We start from the raw sequence: 16,858 nt of genomic DNA on the forward strand, positions 1-16,858 counted from the left end.
CTAACTTGCTCCACGGTTCCCCGTGGGTTCACCGCGAATGAAGGTCTTCACGATGGATGTCGTTTCCGCATGAAGGCTTCGTGTTCCGGATGAAGATTGCGTGCGATGGTGATCTGTTCGGTTGAACCTTGCATGCGGTGGATCTTGGTGCGGCATGATGTCCCGTTGTGGCGGTGTTGAGGTCGGTTCAGGGTGGTGCCCCTCCTCGGGTTGAGGGGTTCGAGCTCGCGTACGTGACCAGCGCTGGCGGGCAGGCTCGGGTGAGTCTGGATGAGGCGTGGTCGCTGCGGTTGGAGCGGGCGGCGCCGGTGCGGCAGTTCGCGTCCTACCGCGGGCAGCGGCATCTGTCGGGTCGTTGGTGGTCGGCGACCGACCGGCGGCATGTGGGCTATGAGTCGTGGCTGGAGCGCGATCATCTGGCAGCGTTCGACTTCGACCCCGGGGTGGTCGCGATCGCCTCGCAACCGTTCTGGCTGTTTTGGGAAACGGTGGAGGGCAAGTCCCGTTCGCACGCCCCCGACTACTTCCTACGCCGCGATGATGGCTCGGCCGTGGTGGTCGACTGCCGTCCGGATGAGCGGCGCCCGCCACGGGACCTGGAGGCGTTCGAGGCCGCCCGCGTGGCGTGTGAGCTGGTGGGGTGGGACTACCGGCTGGTGGGTGCGCCGGACCCGGTGATGACGGCGAACATCCGCTGGCTGGCTGGTTACCGCCATCCGCGCCACCTGGTGGCCGAGACGGCGGAATGCCTCCTGCAGGTCTTTGGGGAGCCGGTGCCGCTGATGGAGGGCGCGGCGGAGGTCGGGCAGACGATTGCGGTGTTACCAGTGCTGTTTCATCTGCTGTGGTGCCACGAGCTGGAGGGTGACCTTTCGGCACCGCTGCACCAGGCCTCGCTGATCCGCACGGCCCTGGGATCAGGGGCCGCGGCGTGAACGGCAGCGGGGCCGGCGGCTGGCCGGTACTGCGGCCAGGGGATTGGGTCCACTATGACGGCAGCGAGCACCAGGTGGTCGCCCTGGCGGGGGCCTCGGTGCGGCTACGAGCCGCCGCCGGCGGGCAGAGCGTGGTGCTGGCTACCCACCTGATGAGCGCTCCGGGCTTCGGCGTGATCGATGGCGAACCGCTCCCGGAGATGACGCCGTTCGGGTTGCTGGAGGGCCTGCCCGCCGAGGTTCTGGGTGAGGCCAAGCAGTGGGAGCGACACATCATCGAGGTGATCACCGGTCTCCCGCCGGATGCCGAACCGGGCACAGCGGGACGGCCCGAATACGACCCGGTGCTGCGGACGGTGAGTCAACGGGACCGGGCCAAGGCCGACGAGCTCGGGGTGAGTGTCAGGACGGTCCAGGGCCGTCGGCTGCGGTTCGGTGAGCAGGGGTTGTGGGGGCTGGTCGATCAGCGGGCTCTGCGCGAGGTCGAGGTCACCGGCAGGGCGGACCCGCGGCTGATCGCCGCGATTCAGGAGGCGATCGCAGCCGAGACGGACTCCTCGACCGGGACCCGGTCGCGGCTGATCCGCCGGGTCACCAAGGCGCTGGAGGACGCGCACGGGCCGGGCGTGGTCTCGCTGCCGGGCAAGACGACGTTCTATCGGCTGATCGACACTCTGGCGACGGGACGCCACACGTTCGGGTCGGCGGTCACCCGGCGGCAGAGCGCCAACCGGCCGGACGGGCCGTTCACCCCGACCATCGCGACCCGGCCGGGTGAGCAGGTCCAGATCGACTCCACGCCGCTGGACGTGATGGTGCTCCTGGACGGCGGCGTCACCGCGCGGGCCGACCTGACAATCGCGGTTGACGTCGCGACGCGGACGATCTGCGCGGCGGTGTTGCGGCCAGTCGGCACGAAGGCGGTCGACGCGGCGCTGCTGCTGGCGCGGATGCTGGTGCCCGAACCGATGCGGCCGGGCTGGGACACCTCGCTGGCGATGGCCGCTTCCCGGCTCCCGCACGTCCACCTGGTCGACATCGACGCCCGGATGGAGCAGGCGGCGGCCAAGCCTGTGATCGTCCCGGACACCGTGGTGATCGACGGCGGCAGGGTGTTCATCTCCGAGGTGTTCCTGCGGGCCTGCGAACGGCTGGGCGTCTCGGTTCAGCGGGCACGGCCGCGGACCCCTACCGACAAGGCGATCGTCGAGGCGACCTTCTCGGCGATCAACACCCTGTGGTGCCAGCACCTGCCCGGTTACACCGGCCGTGACGTCACCCGCCGAGGTGCGGCGGCCGAGGCCGAGGCGGCCTGGACCGTCACGGAGCTGCAGGACCTGCTGGATGAATGGATCATCACCTGGCAGCACCGCCCGCACGACGGGCTGCGCGATCCCTACCTGCCCAGGCGGTCGATCTCGCCGAACGACGCCTACGCCGCTCAAGTCGCCGCCGCCGGCTACCTGCCGCTGCTGCTGACCGGGGAGGACTACCTGGAGCTGCTGCCAGTCGCCTGGCGCGCGATCAACGAGTACGGCATCCGCGTCGACTACCGCACCTATGACACCGACCACCGCGGCGGTCGGGACGAGTTGGGTCCCTACCGGCGCCAGCACTCGGGAGTCATGGCGAAGAAGGGCCTCTGGGAGGTCCATTACGACCCCTACGACCTCTCGCAGGTGTTCGTCCGCACCCGGGAGGGATGGGTCACCGTCCCCTGGACCCACCAGGCGATGGTCTCGGCGCCGTTCGCCGACTTCACCTGGCGGCACGCCCGCCGCCTGGCCGCCGAGCGCGGCCTGGACGACACCAACGAGACCGACGTCGCCCGCGTCCTGGACGAGCTCCTCACCCGCGCCGAGACCGGTCCCGGGCGGTGGGATAGGCGCAGCGCCAAGATCGCGGCGCGCACCAAGGCCGCCACGCGGGTCGGCGAACCCGCGCCACAGCAAGCACCTGATCACACCGAACCGGCCCCGGCCGGCCGCCAGGTGGTGGAGTTCGGGATCTTCGATGCCGCCGCCGAAGCTGAGAAGTGGATATGAGCCGCGCCCGCCGCACCCGGCCCACCGCCTTCGAGACCTGGCCTTCCGGAAGCTCACCGACGCCGCCCGTCGACAGCGATCAGCCGGTCCCGCCGGATGTCCCGCTGACCACCAAGGAGGGCTGGCGCAGGTTCGTCGACCACACGCCGCGCCCGCCGGAGCCGCTCACCAGCGAGCAACTGCTGGCGCTGCCCACAGCAGCCCGCGCCGCCCGGGAAGAGGCGCGCCGGGACTACCACTCCGACCTTCCGCTGGTGAACACGCCGACGATCCGGAAGGTCATCTCCACCGGGCGGCTGCTGGTCCAGCTGAACCGGCGGCAGATCTCGGCACGGCGCGGCGCGATCATCAGCGGCATGTCCGGGACCGGGAAGACAACGGCGCTCACCCAACTCGGCCGCGCCCACGAGATCGCCACCCGCAACCGGCACCCGCACGACAGAGACCGGCTGCCGGTCATCTACGTGACGGTTCCGATGGCAGCCACCCCGAAGATGCTGGCAGTGGAGTTCGCCCGCTTCCTCGGCCTGGAATTGCCCTCCCGCGCGAACATCACTGACGTCACCAACGCGGTCTGCTCGGTCGCCGCCCACACCCATGTCGACCTGGTACTGGTCGATGAGATCCACAACATCTCCCTGGCCACCCGCTCCGGCGCCGAGGTTTCCGACCAGCTGAAGTATTTCGCCGAACGGCTGCCGGCCACCTTCATCTACGCCGGAGTGGAAGTCGAAGCCCAGGGCCTGTTCGCCGGGGCCCGGGGACGGCAGATCGCCGGACGGTTCGCGGTCGTCCCGGCCGCGCCGTTCGCCTATGGCACCGCCGAGCAGCGCGACGCCTGGGACGCCTTGATCGCCACCTGGGAGAGCACCCTGCGGCTGCACGAGCACACCCCCGGGACTCTCCCAGGGATGGCCGAACAGCTCTATCGCCGCACCGGTGGGATGATCGGCAGCCTCTCCCAGCTCATCCGCGGCGCCGCGGTCCTGGCCATCGAGACCGGCATCGAGCAGATCACCGAAGACCTCCTCGACCTGGTCCCCATCGACTACGCCGCCGAACGCCACAGCGCCCCAACCAAGAAGGCCAAGCCCGCTCTGGGCGAGGCCACCGCTCTGTGATGTCCTCACCGCTGCCACGCCGCCTGCCCATCACTGCGCCCCCCGCCCAGCACGAGACGCTCGCCTCCTATCTCGCCCGGTTGGCCAGCCTCAACGCCCTGGACGGCGATGAACTTTGGAAGCAGGTCACCACCCCCTACCCGACGCCCAGCCGCCGCACCCCAGATCCTCATGCCTTAGCCGCGCTCACCGCACGACCAGCTGGGCATCTGGCCGGCGCCCTGCTGGAACTGCGTGACCCGCCCCCGACCTGGCCAGCCTTCCGCCACATCCCACAGATCGGCTGCCCGCGTTGCGACGCCCGCCACCCCGGCGGACCGGTGTTCCGCCTCTTTCCCCACCACCGCTATGTCTGCGCCAAGCACCAGCACTGGATCGGGCCGCCCGACCTCAACCTCCCCAGCCCGCCCCTGCACGACTTCCCCGAGATTCCCGCGGCCCAGCGGCGCCACAACCGCCTGCTGCGGCGCTTTGGATGGGCGGCGACCTACGACGCCGTCCTGACCGCGTTCATGATCTGCGGACACCTCTGGGACAGCAACAGCACCGAAGACGAGCCCGCCGGACTCGGGCTCAACAAGGCCATATGGGGTCTGCGGACCCTCGTTTTCATCCCGCCGGACACCGAACGACAGACCTTCAGCGCCTCCAAACTGTTCGCCGCGATCTACCCCGAAGCCATCCGCATAGCCGAGATCCTGGCCGACCCGATCTGGCGGAAGATGGCCGCCGCTGACGACGAGCTACTTGGTCATTTCTGCGTCATGATCGGACACCGCGTCGGAGACCCCTATTACCAGCCGCGGGACAGCAACGACCCGATCGCCCACTGGATCGAGCAAGACAGCTGGCGGCCGCCCAGCCCGCCGCCGACCACCTTCGCCGCGGCCCCCGGCCACCGCCGCCCCAGCCATCTGACAACAACGATCACCAAGGCCAACCTCGACCGCCACGCGAAAGCCGCGATGTGGTTCAGCAGAGCACGGCGATCGGGCAATGTCGTCCTCCACCACCGAACGGTTCACCCGGTCGTGATCCGCGAGTGGTCGATCCCCATGGAGAAGTACGCCGGAGCGATCTGGCAGAGCGGACGGACCCTGCACCGGTTCAAGCCCTCCACCGAAAACGCAAAGTAGTTCCGAACAACCACCGCGCCGCCGACCCAACCAACCCTGCACAACCGCAGATCGCCAAGCCGCTCACGAGCAACCTTCACCCGGAACGGACAATGGAACCCACGGGGTTTCGACAGCTCATGATCAAGATCAGGTTGAGTTCGGCTCAACACGCCTTCGATAGGTCGCTCCAGCAGACTTCGGGCGATGTGTTGAACGCCGAACTTGTGTAAGCGGAAACGCCAATCTCTTGACAGCGGCTGGCGCTGATCTGATGCCAGTAGGTAGCGAAGCGTGCGGCTTTCGCTGGACGGTGCTCACTCGGCGAGCATGCCTCGGCGGTCCAGCGCGATGGGTGATGTGGCGGCGCAGAAGCTCGGCGAGCGCATACGGCGCGTACCCAGTGTTACGGCCGGGCACCGCCCGTTCTGGTCGGTCCTCCCGGGCCACCACGCCTGGTCATCGCCATATGCGATCGTCCGGCAGGATAGCCAGATGCCTCAACCCGTCCCCGCCGACCTGCTGGAAATCGCTGAAGCACTTGTCCCCGACGCTCCTCCCGACGCTGCACGCCTTGCCGAGCACGGGAACATGCACCACGTCGTGCTGTTCCCCGGCGTCGCCGCGGTACGCATCAGCAAGCGCCCCAGTCACGCCACCGCGTTGCCGCGCCGGGTCGAGATTCTTCGGGCCGTCGCCGCGGCGGGCCTGCCTTTCGCCGTGCCGGAACCGCTGACCGCGGTGACCACGTTCGGGGAACGCGCGGCCGTCGCGCTTTCGTGGATCGACGGTAAGGGGATGCCGGAAGGCATCGGGGATCCGGCTGCGTTCGCACCGCTCTTGGAGGCACTGCGCGAGGTGGAGATCTCCCCGCAGCTGGAAGCCGTTCTCCACACGCCGCGCCGGTACGCCGATGGCCTGGGATGGGCCGACATCCTGAGCGAGGAGATCATTCCACGCCTGCCGACGAAGTGGCGTGACGGAGTCCGGGAGCGACTGGACACGATGCTGGCACTTGAGGAGGTCCCGGCCAGGCTCGTTCACGGCGACCTCGGCGGCAGCAACGTCCACTTCGGCGAGGACGGCAAGCTGACCGGCGTTCTGGACTGGGACATGGCGATCCTGTCCGACCCGGCGATTGACGCGGCACTCATCGCGACGTGGCACGGCTGGGACGTCCTCCGTGCCACCGATGAGGAAACCCACCGACGCGCCTGGGCCTGGAACGACGCGGTCGGGGTCGGGCACCTCCATGCGGTGTTCGCCGGCAAACCCTTGCCGCGCGTCGACGGTTTCGTCAGTTCGGTTCTCGCTTGGCTGGAGGAACGAGGTTAGCGCCCTCAACCACGAACGTCGGAACTTCTGACATTAGGTCCGCGCGAGGCACTGGCATTCTCACCGCACTCAACACAACACGCCTTCGATAGGACGCTCCAGCAGACTTCGGGCGATGTCCGCGTACTCGATGGCGGTCTGCGAACTGAGGTTGAAGACCAGCTCCAGGTGCAACGGATCCGCGTTGACCGCCAGTGCTTCCTGGAGGACACGGTCACCGCGGATCTGCTCAAGCTGGACGCCAAGAAGCAGTAGACGCCAGGTGAGGTAGTAGTCGCTGACGGGCTCGGTGCTGGCGGCTGACTTCCACGAGATCAGGACATGGCGATTGGGCGTCTGCGGCCACTTGCGATGGCGATCGTGCAACCAGTCGACGAGGGCGCGGTGCGTGAACTCGGACAGTTTCTGGTGATGGCCGCTGAACCGGATCTGCCGCCTGGCCAGGTCGATGTCGTCAAGAGTGAGGTGGCGAATGGCGCTCGCGCGCATGGCGTAGACGGCGGCCAGGGCGACGACCAGGCGCTGTTCTGGCGTCACCGCTGTCTTCTTCACTTCGGCGATCTCCGCGTCTGTCATGGGCTGCAACATGCGCGCTGGCGCCCGGCCGACGCTCAAGCGGCGGGTGGGATCGGCGAAGATCAGACGGTGGCGCTTGGCGAACTGAAACAGTGACCGCAATGCGGTGAAGGTGCCAGCGCGCTGGTGGCCGGTTAACGCGTCCAACACCTGGGTGACGTCGTTCTCCGTGATCTCCCGCAGCTGGTTTCGGGTTTCCGACCAAGCCAGGAGGTGTGGTCGGACTCGTCCGAAGTAGGCATAGAGCGTTGACTCCGATCGAGCCTTGGTGCGCGCACTGCCCTCCAGCAGGACGATCAGCCAGGTACGGACGTCGACGCGAAAGCCCTCGGGAAGCAGGCTGCTTTGGCGTTCGACCCACAGCCGCATCGTGGACACGGTGTCGTCGGAGAAGAGGCCGACCTCATCCAGGACTATGCGCACCAGCCGGGCCCCGCTCGAACCACCGAGTTCGGTGTTCAGCCGACTGCGATGGACCGGCTGTCCATCCGGGTGCCCATCGAAGATGCGAACCAGACCGGCCAGCGCCGGCCGGAGAGTCTGGGCGCTCCAGTTCGCTGCCTCGGCGGCCTCGGCCACCCGCTGCAGCACGGCGCGCTGGGTGGACGAAATGGTCAGGTCACCGATCACGTCGTCGAGGCGAACGGCTGATGCGGGCTGCCGGCTGCTTCTTGCTGGCCGGCACTTTTCGCAGTTCAGTCGGGGCCGCCCGCCGCGACGCTCGGAGGCATCGTGGTCCACGACGCCTCCGCATGTCCGGCATGGTTCGCTGGGCTGTTGGCCAGGGGGAGTTCGCCGCTTCTCTGTTCGCGATGGCCGACAGGAGCGGCAATACAGGCGCGGTCGTCCGCCGCGGCGGCTCGTGCTGGACTCGATCGAGCCTCCGCACCCCAGGCAGGGCTCGCCGACAGGCTGCCTATTCACCGCGGTGGAAGCGAACGGCCTGTCTGCGCCCTCGGCTTCACCATCCGGGTCGATTCCACGACGGCGCCGTCCTGGCCGACTGCGCTGCGTTCCTCCGTCCTCGATGGGGGCGCCGGAACAGCCTCGGGTTCAGCAGTGATCAGCTCGCTGATCTCGCAACCGAGTACCGCGCAGAACGCGTCCAGTTCTTCTGGACGCAGCACGTTGGGCCGACCCGACCACAGCCCGGACATTTTTCCGACGCTCATCTCCACGCCGCGCTCGGCGAGCATGCGTCGCAGCTCGCTGGCCTTCCAGATGCCTCGGTTGGCCGCCGCCAGGCGTAAGTTCCACTTCATCGAATCAGCCCTTCCCACCGCTGGGCGGCGCGTTGCTGGCCGCGCATGATCGCGTCCTCGATGCGGGTTCCGTGCACGTGGATGTAGCGCATCGTCGTGGAGATCCATGAATGTCCAAGGAGCTCCTGGAATGCGAGGATGTCCACGCCCGCCCGGTAGAGCTGGCTGGCGCAGTAGTGCCGCAGCACGTGCGGGGTCAGCTTGCCCGTCCAGCTCGGCAGGTGGCGGTCGACCGCGGCCGCCAACGCGCGCCGGACGACGTCAGTGCCTGCGCGCGCTCCCGGTCCGTCGATCTGTCGACGCTCCGAGGGGAACAACGGCGCGCCCGGCAGGGAGTGGTCGGCCTCGAATTGGCTCCAGACGTCCTGGACGAACCACGTCAGCACGCTGTCTGCGCCGTTGATCAGCGGGACCAGGCGCTGCTTCGGCCCTTTCCGGCGGGAGCCTTTGCCGTGCCGGACATTGAGCTTGCCGAACCGCCCGAGCTCCCAGCGCACGTCGTCCAGATCGAGCATGCAGGCTTCGTTGATCCGCAATCCCACGTCCGCCGACAGGCGAGACACCGCGTAGTTCCGGGCCGCTGGCGCGAACTTGCGGCAGGATGCCAGCTCTTCGCGCCAGCCGGCGAACAGCTGCTCGATCTCCGCCTCGGTCGGCGGGATGCGGATCTGCGCGTCGACCGACATCCGGGGGCGGTTCATCTCGTCGATCGGGCACTCGACCACGCGGCCCGTCAGCTCGTGTAACTCGACCTTGTGACGCACCTCCAGGAACTCGAAGTAGGTCACCAGCACCTGTGCCCGCGCCGCCCGGGTCGCCGCGGACGCGTTGCGCAGGACGGTGCCGAAGTACCGATCCGCGTCCTTGGGTTCCATCTCCCACAGGGGTCGGTCGAACCAGTCCCGGATCAGCTGGAGGTGGCTGACGTCGCCTCGGATCGTGCTGTCGGCCAGCCCTGCGGAGAGTCGTGCGAGGACGAACTTGGACAGCGCGTCCAGCTCGAAGTCGGCGAGTTCCTCCTCTGTCGCCGGCCCTCTCACGTCCCGCAGAGGTCGCACCACCGCCAGCGTCAACTCGCCCCCTCGATGTTCACTGTGGCTGAAACAGCTTCAACCGAGGCATGATCCTTTCACCCATGATCGTCTCTCTTCAAGTCGATCTAGAGACCATCTCGTACCGGTGCCCGTGGGGGCGCAGGTGCGGTGATGCCTCGTCCGGCTACACATCAGCCCAAGGGAACCGATCGTCTATTGCTTACTGGGTTTCGAGGAGTTCGATTTCAATGGCCAGCACGCCGAGGGCTTCCTTGTCTGGACCGTAAATGCGGCGGATGTCGACGAGCTGCTGTTCACGCGGACTGGTCGGGTTCACTCTCTCTGGTCCTTCGGCGTCCACCATGTCCTCAAAGCTGACGTAGCGGGCGACCCGCTTAACTTGGGTGAGCACCTCATCGCTTTCGCACACGAACCGGATGTGGTCGCCAGTGGCCAGGGTGCGCATGCGCGGATACTGCACGCGCACCTCGACCGTCTTGGAGCCATCAGCGACCAGGTCGAAGGAGCAGCGATAGAGGTCCATTTCCCGGGCGTGCACACCCGTCGGTGAGGCAGATTGTGTGGTCATGATCTTGTCCAGTTCGGCGGCGGTATGGGCGCGGTAGAAGAGCTTGAGGTCGGCGAACATCCGACTAACCATCCAGGCCATGACGTCGACGAAGGACGTCGCCGCCCCAGTCGGTGACGTTCAACATCCATCGTGCCCAGGAGGACACTCACCCGATCACACGTCCGCGATGGGGTGCTCAAACGCGTCCGTCCGGGTACGGTCCCCAGTGACCGTGGCCACCATGATGATGGCGGTGAAGCCGCGCCTGGGCAGCATCGAGGTTGGCAGGTTCTTGTCCACGGCCTTGCGCGTGGCGCTACGGGTCGACCGGTAGGCGACGGAGGCATCGGCGCGATGGTATCGCCAAGCAACCACGTGGCCTCAGCGGCGGCCATGCCATGAGCCTCGCAGGGGCGGGCTCTGAGCCCCCAAGCCCCTTCCTCCGGAGAGCGTTGGTGATGCTCAGGTCTGCAGCAGGTTGAGCAGATGCTGCGGGCGGTGCACGGGGTGGGCCCATCTGTCCGCCAGCAACTGGTTGCCCCCGTCTGTTCCCAGCCCGGGAACGGCGGCCAGAAGCCGGTGGAGCTGGTGAGCGCGGCGGGCGGTGTTCATTGTTCCGCTGCGCGCGGCGGCTTGCACCACGAGGGTGGCGATTGAGCTGGCCACCAGCCGGTTGCGGGCCAGAAAGCGTCTGCGGTCGGGCGGGGTGCCGATCGGGTACTCGCTGACCAGGAGCCCCTGCTGGCGAATGCGGGCCAGCAGGGGCTTGTTCGCCGCCGGGTAGGCGACATCGATACCGGATGCCAGCACGGCGATGGTGGGGCCGTCGGTGAGCAGGGCGGCGTGGTGGGCGGCCGCGTCCACGCCGAGAGCGCCGCCGGAGATGACGCTGCACCCGGCTTCGCCGAGGGCGGTGGCGAAGGATGTGGCCGCGTGGGTGCCGTGCTCGCTCACTGCCCGGGAGCCGATGACGGCGACCGACCGGCTGAAAGCGGTCGACAGCCGGGCGGCTCCGTGCACCCATACGGCGTACGGGGCGGCGCTGCCCAGGTCGTTCAGTTCGATGGGCCAGTCGGGGTCTCCGGGAATCACCGGGGTGGCGCCGAGCCGATGGCCGGCTGCGAGGTCGGCCATCGGGTTGGCTGTGGCCAGTCGGTGCCGCCATCGTGCGCAGGCGTGGTCCCACTGCTGGGCGGGCAGCGGTGCGGGCTTGTCGTGGTGAAGGGCGGCGGCGCTGGTGAGGGCTTCGATGGCGCCGGCCGGTGTGCGCTGGGTGACCAGGTGATCGAGCAGGTGGTCTTCGGGGTCTCTGATGCGCAGCAGGGTTAGGCGTGCGAGCAGGTCGTGCTCTGACATGAGGCCTCCTGGTGGTGGTGTTCTCGCCTTCGGGTGGGGGCGGCCGGGGGCGGCTCGGTGCCTGAAGGCAGGCGGGTGGCTGATGCCGCGCAGCAGGGCAAGGCATGCCGGGGTGTGGCAGGCCTTGCCCTGCGCAGGGGTCTCGGCTGGAGGGCAGGGCGGGCACCGGGGGCAGGCCCGGTTGGTGCGGGCGGGCCGACGAGGGAGAAACCTTGGTTGTCGGCGACAGCTCACCTGCTGTTGTTCAGGTGCTGTGTTGCGCTTCGCCCAGGTCATAGCTGAGCTGTTGCAGGGCGCGGCGTAGAGGGGTGTGCATCGTGTCCACACTGGCGCCGCTGCCCCAATCGACGCTCCCGTTGGGGAGGATCGGTGCGGCGAGCGCGACGGTGTCGTCGTATGTGGTGTGGTTCCACACCACATACCTGCGTTCGGTGTGGACGGCGAGAATGTCTCCTGGATCCAGCGTGCAGGGGAGGTCGAGCAGGTGCAGCTCGCTGGGGCGTTGCGTGATGTCACCGATGTAGGGCGGGAACATGACGCGCTGCACGGCCTGGGCGTCGGTCAGGATCGTGTAGGCGGCCGCCTGTGGCGTGCCTGGCTGCAGGTGGCCGCAGGCGTGCGTGGTGGCCGTCATGGGGTTGATGTGGCCGCAGGCGTTCGCGCGGGCGTGGAGCATGCGGGCGCTGTCACCGATCATGACGACGCGGGTGATGTTGCCGCTGGTGCGCAGTGCGGTGCGGCGGTCGGGCAGCCAGGAGATCCGGTCGCCTGCGGCTGAGACGACCAGCATGTGCCCGAAGCCGGGGTAGGAGTCGATGTCGCTCACGGGGTGCACGCTTCTTCCTCGGAAATGGGATGTGGTTGCCGCGTCGGCCGCTGGGTGTGGGCCTGGCGGGGTCGGCGACCCTGCTGGTGGCGGCTGACGTGCGGTGAAGGGCGCTGACCGGCTGCGGTTGTGCGCAGGTGACGCGGCTCAGGGGGGCAGCGCGTGGGCGCCGAGGAGGTGGCCGAGCACTTCCATGATCGCCTCGGGGTGCTGCTGGAGCAGATCCGCGAGGCGGTGTTTGATCTCGTCGGCCTGCCGGGTCAGCCGGGTGCGGTAGAACCCTCGCAGGTGGCTGATGCGGGGCCGGTTGACGTGGTAGTCGAGCAGGGCGTGAGCGAGCAGGTTCAGCGCCTGGGTGGTGCTGCCCGGCTCGTGGGGCAGGGTGTCGGCGTGTGACAGCAGTTCGCCGGCCAGCCATGCTCCTTCGTGCAGGAAGCCTGGGCCTTGGCTGCGGCTCCGGGTCGGGTCGATGCCGAGTTCGGCCGTGGCGGCGGTGACCTGGGCCAGCAGGTGGCCTGTTGTGGTCATGTTCCGCCACGGTCCGGCCAGCGAGTGAGCGTAGATCATCAGGTCGGTGATGAGTTCGGTGACGCGCTGGAGGTTGTCTGCGAGGTCGTGGTGTTCGCCGGGCGGGGTGTGGGCGAGTGCCCGGCGGGCCCGTTCGATGCGTGCGGCTCGTTCTGTTGTCCGGTCCACGTTCGGCTTGTTTTCCTTTCGTGGCGGGGCTCGGGCTGCTCCCGGCGCCTGGTCTGTGGGGCCGTGGCTGGAGCGGAGCAGGGCCAGGCTCGCCGCAGGCGACCGTGCGCAGCACGGCGTGGCCTGGTTGTGCGCAGAGGAGGCCACGTAGATCCAGGAAAGGGCGCCGGGAGTTGCCGGCAGTCGCACGGGGGTGCCGTTTCGTTCACGAAGGGTGTGGCCCACGCGTGCGGGTATCGCCTGCCAGTGGTGATGCATCGGCTTGGGCGTGTTCTGGGGGGAGTGTTTGCTGTGCTGCTGGGTGCTGGGCGGGCTAGGCTCTATCTCGACATAGGTCGAGAACGATAGGGGGGTGCTGTGGGCGTCAGACTCACCACTACCACCAAGCACGTGCTCCAAGCGCTTCAAGGTGCTGCCACCAGCGGTAACGCAACGTACGGGCTGGAGATCTGCCGTGCCACGGGTCTCGGCTCGGGCACGGTGTACCCGATCTTGAGGCGGCTTGAGCGGGCCGGGTGGGTGCGTGCCTACTGGGAGGAAGACGACGGTGACGCGACGGGGCCGCGGCGGCGCATGTACGAGCTGACCGGTGAGGGTGTAGTGGCAGCGCACGAGGCTGTTTCTCGCGCTCCGGTGTCGCGCCTTGGCTGGGTGTGAGATGCGGAGGAAGAGCGCGCTCTCGCGGAAGCTTCACTATTACTCTCTCCAGCTCCGCCGACAGAAGGAGCGTGAGTTCATTAGAAACCACAGCTTTCTATCGGGAGAGGGGGCGGTTTGTTCGTGCGCTACCTGCGAGCGCCTGAATCCTTCAATGATTCGGAAAATGATCGCGGGAGTGGCTCACGGCATCAAGCCCAATCGCCCAAGGTCGTCTTTGACCATCCATTTCACCACCCCTAGCGGCGTGATAATGGACTTCGACAGCGTTTCGCCGCTAGAGATGATTCATCTCGTTGAGCTCTTGCGGGCGAGTGACGAAGCCGCCGATATTCACGTCACGTATACCATTGAAGATATTGACGTGGTTCCCGCTCTTCCCGAAATGGCTCCGCAAGTCGCTCAGCGCTTCGTCTCGTGGGGCGCCTTGATTGCGGTGGAGGAGGAGAGCGGAGAGGAGTGGCGGCAGTCCCTTAGGGAGATCGCCGTCGAGGGTAGCGCTGCTGAGGTTGTTCGCTTCGCGGCGGGGATTCTCCTGGCCGGTTTGCGCTCTCGGGCAGCTTGGGTGGGTCGTTGTGCCGCCCGGCCGCTCCTGATCTCGCTGCGGTGGGTTTTGCGCTCTGATGTCCGGACCCGGGTTGTGCTGGCCGGCCTGTTGTTGTGGGCGGGTTTCGAGACGGCGGCCGACACGGGTGTGGGTGCTGCGATTGTTGTTGTTCTGTGTGCCTTTGGGGCCATGGCGTGGGTGGTCGACTGGTTGCGTGACAGGTATGAAGCCCATCCCCCGAAGGAAGAGAAGCCGCGGGCGTAGCGAGCACGGAGCAGAATCTCCCTCTGCAGGGTGGCTCGCGCGCATCGGTGGGACCGATTGCGCTAGTCGCTTTCGGGCAGCGCGCCCTCTGCCGCATTGAGGGCTCGATCCCCGAGTTCGGGTGCGATCGCGTCGAGGCATGCTGTGAGTGCAAAGGTCACCTGGAGCAGGGAAGCGGTGATTCTTCCCACCCGTTGCTCTGCGTGTGGGCCGTCTAGGAAGTCGCCTATGGCCTGGGCTGGGTCGTCGCCGTTTCGCTGCTTGCGGACCATGTCGATCGCGATCTGGAGTGCTTGCCCGGTTTCGACTGTGTCGCGGTCCTCTTGGGGTGGTGTGTCCAGGCGTTCTCTGAGGTGCTCGTCCATGAGGCCGGCGGCTGCTGCCGCACGGGTCCGGAGCTCGTCTGTGAGGGTGGCCGGGATGGGCGTCTCGGACGTGCCGTAGAAGGCTTCGGCTGCCTGTGCTGCTTCGATACAGGCGAGGATGACGGGCAGTATGTGCCCTGCCGCATATGAGGGTGTATGCACGCTTGGGCCGAGTTCTCCCAGCCCTAAGGTGAACTGCAGGATAGACCGTTCTTGTGCGTGGACCACCGATGAGAGGTCGCGCCACGTCGTCTCTCCGAGACCTTCCAGGAGGTTCTGGCGATGCTGCTCATACGCGTCGTGCGGGTGGAGGAACGGTTTGACGGTTCCGTTCTTGCCTTGTACCAGGGGGAAGCCATCGGCCTTTGCAGCAGCAAGGATCGCTGCCGATTCCCGTTGCCAGGCGGCGGCGGCCGTCGCGTCGCCGCCCTTGTTCGCGTCGTTCAGTTCCTGCTTGAGCATCTCCAGCTTCATGTTTGCCGCTCGAACCGTGCGCGACCTGTCATCAAGGGCCCGGTCCAAGAGAAAGGTCGCCTGAGCGCTGGCGTCGAAGACAATGCGCGCATGTGCCAGGAGTGGCCGTAGCGGTGCGCTGGAGATCGCGAAGTACGCCAGCCCCTTGAGGTGATCGCGGACGCCGGAGATCAGTCGGCCAACGATCTCGAGAACCAGGCTGTTATCGGGGTTCAGGTGTGGTGTGGCACCGCGCGTGGCCACGGAGCCCTGCCTGGGGAGTGGCAGCATGCCGGCTTCGGATGAGCTGTCTTCCCATATCGAGTTCGCGAATGCATCGTGGAAGGCGAGGAGTGCTTCACCGACCTCTGTGAGCGTTGGTCGGCTCGAGGCCAGCCTCCTGCCTCTTTCTGCGCCCTTATGCAGTGCCGCGACAAACGCTTCAGGGTCAGAGAGATCCGGGATCTCGGTCACCCCCTCAGGCTAGGGGGCGGGGTGCCCAGTTGCAGCGGGTTTTCGCGCAGCCAAGCGTGTGGAATGCGACCGCGCGCTGCGCCGCACTGTTCGAAGCTGAGCACGGGTCAGGCTACGTGTGCGCGGGAAGCGCCCTCGGGCACGCCGGTGCTAGCGACACCGGGCGGGCCCTAGGTCGCCGCCCTGTGACACCTGGACGGATCTGCGGGAACTTCCTCATGACTGCAGGGAAGGCGGCGGCCGGGTCGCACAGCCCTCTCGCCGGTTCTGGCCCACGCGTGCGGGGACGACCTGAGTGGTCGGCGAAAGAATCCGATTAGGGGCGTACGCGAGCGCTTTTGATGGTGCTTGTGCCAGGGTGGGCGCACCAGCGGTCAGGCCTGTGAAGACACCGAAGACGATCTGGTGCAGGGCGGGAACGTCAGCGAAGTTGGATGCGACACCGAGGAGCACGGTGGCGGTACTCAACCCGACGGCGAGGGCGCGGTGAGGCTGGGAGTCATTCCCTTGCCTGCTGCGTGCGCGTCCTCCCATGATCGGCACGATAGCGACATGCGGTGCGGCCATCAGGGGGTTCGGCCGACTCGCCCCTCAGCGTGCGGATCCAGCACCTGGCCCGCGAGTGCGGGGTGCCTCCGGTGATGCGTTCGGCAGGCTATCCCGCCCAGAACACGTAGGTGATCCGCACAACGAGAGCACTTTCAACGATGACGTACGTGACCAGGCCGCTTTCACCGAACGCGGCGACACGCCTATCCGGGTCCTCGGTGGGCGACGTCTCCAGCACGTCGAACGGGTCGTCGCACACCACAACCATCGTCTTGGCCAGTGCGCCGAGCGCCTCTTCGGGGATGCCATTCAGTTGCCGGAGTGCGCGCTCTGACAGGTCTGGCGGTAGGTCACTGACGGCGGGCCTGCTCAGCGGCGATGCCCTCATCCAACGGCGTGAACACCCCAGCACCGGTACGGGCCTCGTCGGCGACCTCACAATAGCCAGGCGCGTTCGACGCGGACACCATCAGCCGCCACCTGTGCAGCAGGCGCGGCAGTCGCTTGTACGCGGCGAGGTCATCGCGAGCTGCTTCCACAGCGTGATGGTAGTCGCGCAGGAAGGCAGCACGCTCTCGCTCTGGCAGATCCCGCAGGATGACCTGAGGGTCATGCGGGTCATCCTCGTGAACCGGCTGCGCGGACATGGTGCATCTCCCTCTCCTCAGGATTCGAGA

The 16,858-nt window shown here is 67.3% G+C and carries 18 protein-coding genes; 7 read left to right on the forward strand and 11 right to left on the reverse strand.

Annotated elements, in window-relative coordinates; translation table 11 throughout:
* Nucleotides 1–260: 260 nt before the first annotated feature.
* From ACTWNK_RS01445 to ACTWNK_RS01465, 5 genes are all read left to right on the forward strand, one after another.
* Nucleotides 261–935, forward strand: a complete 675-nt coding sequence (locus ACTWNK_RS01445) for a TnsA-like heteromeric transposase endonuclease subunit (protein ID WP_474301650.1) — start codon at nt 261–263, stop codon at nt 933–935.
* The gene (locus tag ACTWNK_RS01450; protein ID WP_474301651.1) at nt 932–2,980 is read left to right on the forward strand and encodes an integrase catalytic domain-containing protein; all 2,049 of its coding nucleotides are present in this window, start codon (nt 932–934) and stop codon (nt 2,978–2,980) included. The genes ACTWNK_RS01445 and ACTWNK_RS01450 overlap by 4 nt, the downstream gene beginning before the upstream one ends.
* Nucleotides 2,977–4,101: a TniB family NTP-binding protein gene (locus ACTWNK_RS01455; RefSeq protein ID WP_474301652.1), complete on the forward strand. Its 1,125-nt coding sequence runs from the start codon at nt 2,977–2,979 to the stop codon at nt 4,099–4,101. The genes ACTWNK_RS01450 and ACTWNK_RS01455 overlap by 4 nt, the downstream gene beginning before the upstream one ends.
* Nucleotides 4,101–5,237 carry a TniQ family protein gene (locus tag ACTWNK_RS01460; RefSeq protein WP_474301653.1) on the forward strand — a complete coding sequence of 379 codons (1,137 nt, stop codon included), beginning with the start codon at nt 4,101–4,103 and terminating at the stop codon, nt 5,235–5,237. The genes ACTWNK_RS01455 and ACTWNK_RS01460 overlap by 1 nt, the downstream gene beginning before the upstream one ends.
* Before the next feature lie 474 nt (nt 5,238–5,711).
* Nucleotides 5,712–6,551 (forward strand): phosphotransferase family protein, encoded by an 840-nt coding sequence (locus ACTWNK_RS01465; protein WP_474301654.1) that lies wholly within the window; start codon nt 5,712–5,714, stop codon nt 6,549–6,551.
* Between the two features lie 69 nt (nt 6,552–6,620).
* Here ACTWNK_RS01465 and ACTWNK_RS01470 read toward each other — a convergent pair whose 3' ends face one another.
* From ACTWNK_RS01470 to ACTWNK_RS01505, 8 genes are all read right to left on the reverse strand, one after another.
* Nucleotides 6,621–7,757: a tyrosine-type recombinase/integrase gene (locus ACTWNK_RS01470; protein ID WP_474301655.1), complete on the reverse strand. Its 1,137-nt coding sequence runs from the start codon at nt 7,755–7,757 to the stop codon at nt 6,621–6,623.
* Nucleotides 7,758–8,047: 290 nt separating this feature from the next.
* Nucleotides 8,048–8,389, reverse strand: coding sequence for a helix-turn-helix domain-containing protein (locus tag ACTWNK_RS01475; protein ID WP_474301656.1), 342 nt, complete (start codon nt 8,387–8,389; stop codon nt 8,048–8,050).
* A complete protein-coding gene (locus ACTWNK_RS01480; RefSeq protein ID WP_474301657.1) occupies nt 8,386–9,462 on the reverse strand; it encodes a tyrosine-type recombinase/integrase in 1,077 nt (358 codons plus the stop codon). The genes ACTWNK_RS01475 and ACTWNK_RS01480 overlap by 4 nt, the downstream gene beginning before the upstream one ends.
* Before the next feature lie 181 nt (nt 9,463–9,643).
* Nucleotides 9,644–10,072 carry an ASCH domain-containing protein gene (locus ACTWNK_RS01485; RefSeq protein ID WP_474301658.1) on the reverse strand — a complete coding sequence of 143 codons (429 nt, stop codon included), beginning with the start codon at nt 10,070–10,072 and terminating at the stop codon, nt 9,644–9,646.
* A gap of 96 nt (nt 10,073–10,168) precedes the next feature.
* Nucleotides 10,169–10,294: a hypothetical protein gene (locus ACTWNK_RS01490; RefSeq protein ID WP_474301659.1), complete on the reverse strand. Its 126-nt coding sequence runs from the start codon at nt 10,292–10,294 to the stop codon at nt 10,169–10,171.
* Nucleotides 10,295–10,456: 162 nt separating this feature from the next.
* The gene (locus tag ACTWNK_RS01495) at nt 10,457–11,350 is read right to left on the reverse strand and encodes a DNA-processing protein DprA (protein ID WP_474301660.1); all 894 of its coding nucleotides are present in this window, start codon (nt 11,348–11,350) and stop codon (nt 10,457–10,459) included.
* Between the two features lie 244 nt (nt 11,351–11,594).
* Nucleotides 11,595–12,176 carry a hypothetical protein gene (locus tag ACTWNK_RS01500; RefSeq protein ID WP_474301661.1) on the reverse strand — a complete coding sequence of 194 codons (582 nt, stop codon included), beginning with the start codon at nt 12,174–12,176 and terminating at the stop codon, nt 11,595–11,597.
* Nucleotides 12,177–12,323: 147 nt separating this feature from the next.
* Nucleotides 12,324–12,872 carry a hypothetical protein gene (locus tag ACTWNK_RS01505; protein ID WP_474301662.1) on the reverse strand — a complete coding sequence of 183 codons (549 nt, stop codon included), beginning with the start codon at nt 12,870–12,872 and terminating at the stop codon, nt 12,324–12,326.
* Nucleotides 12,873–13,262: 390 nt separating this feature from the next.
* On the opposite strand from ACTWNK_RS01505, the gene ACTWNK_RS01510 reads away from it, so the two are divergent.
* Complete coding sequence (locus tag ACTWNK_RS01510; protein ID WP_474301760.1) at nt 13,263–13,529, forward strand: PadR family transcriptional regulator; 267 nt, start codon at nt 13,263–13,265, stop codon at nt 13,527–13,529.
* A 166-nt stretch (nt 13,530–13,695) separates the two neighbouring features.
* Complete coding sequence (locus ACTWNK_RS01515; protein ID WP_474301663.1) at nt 13,696–14,340, forward strand: hypothetical protein; 645 nt, start codon at nt 13,696–13,698, stop codon at nt 14,338–14,340.
* Nucleotides 14,341–14,402: 62 nt separating this feature from the next.
* Here the strand turns inward: ACTWNK_RS01515 and ACTWNK_RS01520 are convergent, their stop codons facing one another.
* The 3 genes from ACTWNK_RS01520 to ACTWNK_RS01530 form a co-directional block, all read right to left on the reverse strand.
* Nucleotides 14,403–15,632: a hypothetical protein gene (locus tag ACTWNK_RS01520; protein WP_474301664.1), complete on the reverse strand. Its 1,230-nt coding sequence runs from the start codon at nt 15,630–15,632 to the stop codon at nt 14,403–14,405.
* Between the two features lie 655 nt (nt 15,633–16,287).
* A complete protein-coding gene (locus tag ACTWNK_RS01525; protein WP_474301665.1) occupies nt 16,288–16,569 on the reverse strand; it encodes a hypothetical protein in 282 nt (93 codons plus the stop codon).
* Nucleotides 16,532–16,828, reverse strand: a complete 297-nt coding sequence (locus ACTWNK_RS01530; protein ID WP_474301666.1) for a DUF6247 family protein — start codon at nt 16,826–16,828, stop codon at nt 16,532–16,534. The genes ACTWNK_RS01525 and ACTWNK_RS01530 overlap by 38 nt, the downstream gene beginning before the upstream one ends.
* Between the last annotated feature and the right edge of the window lie 30 nt (nt 16,829–16,858).

The organism is Nonomuraea sp. IBHARD001 (genome assembly GCF_056106265.1).

What these genes read in the sequence shown, in the direction of transcription:
- ACTWNK_RS01455 (WP_474301652.1), top strand. Translation starts at nt 2,977, where the DNA reads ATGAGCCGCGCCCGCCGCACCCGGCCCACCGCCTTCGAGACCTGGCCT.
- ACTWNK_RS01460 (WP_474301653.1), top strand. Translation starts at nt 4,101, where the DNA reads ATGTCCTCACCGCTGCCACGCCGCCTGCCCATCACTGCGCCCCCCGCC.
- ACTWNK_RS01465 (WP_474301654.1), top strand. Translation starts at nt 5,712, where the DNA reads ATGCCTCAACCCGTCCCCGCCGACCTGCTGGAAATCGCTGAAGCACTT.
- ACTWNK_RS01475 (WP_474301656.1), bottom strand. Translation starts at nt 8,389, where the DNA reads ATGAAGTGGAACTTACGCCTGGCGGCGGCCAACCGAGGCATCTGGAAG.
- ACTWNK_RS01485 (WP_474301658.1), bottom strand. Translation starts at nt 10,072, where the DNA reads ATGTTCGCCGACCTCAAGCTCTTCTACCGCGCCCATACCGCCGCCGAA.
- ACTWNK_RS01495 (WP_474301660.1), bottom strand. Translation starts at nt 11,350, where the DNA reads ATGTCAGAGCACGACCTGCTCGCACGCCTAACCCTGCTGCGCATCAGA.
- ACTWNK_RS01515 (WP_474301663.1), top strand. Translation starts at nt 13,696, where the DNA reads ATGATCGCGGGAGTGGCTCACGGCATCAAGCCCAATCGCCCAAGGTCG.
- ACTWNK_RS01525 (WP_474301665.1), bottom strand. Translation starts at nt 16,569, where the DNA reads ATGAGGGCATCGCCGCTGAGCAGGCCCGCCGTCAGTGACCTACCGCCA.
- ACTWNK_RS01530 (WP_474301666.1), bottom strand. Translation starts at nt 16,828, where the DNA reads ATGTCCGCGCAGCCGGTTCACGAGGATGACCCGCATGACCCTCAGGTC.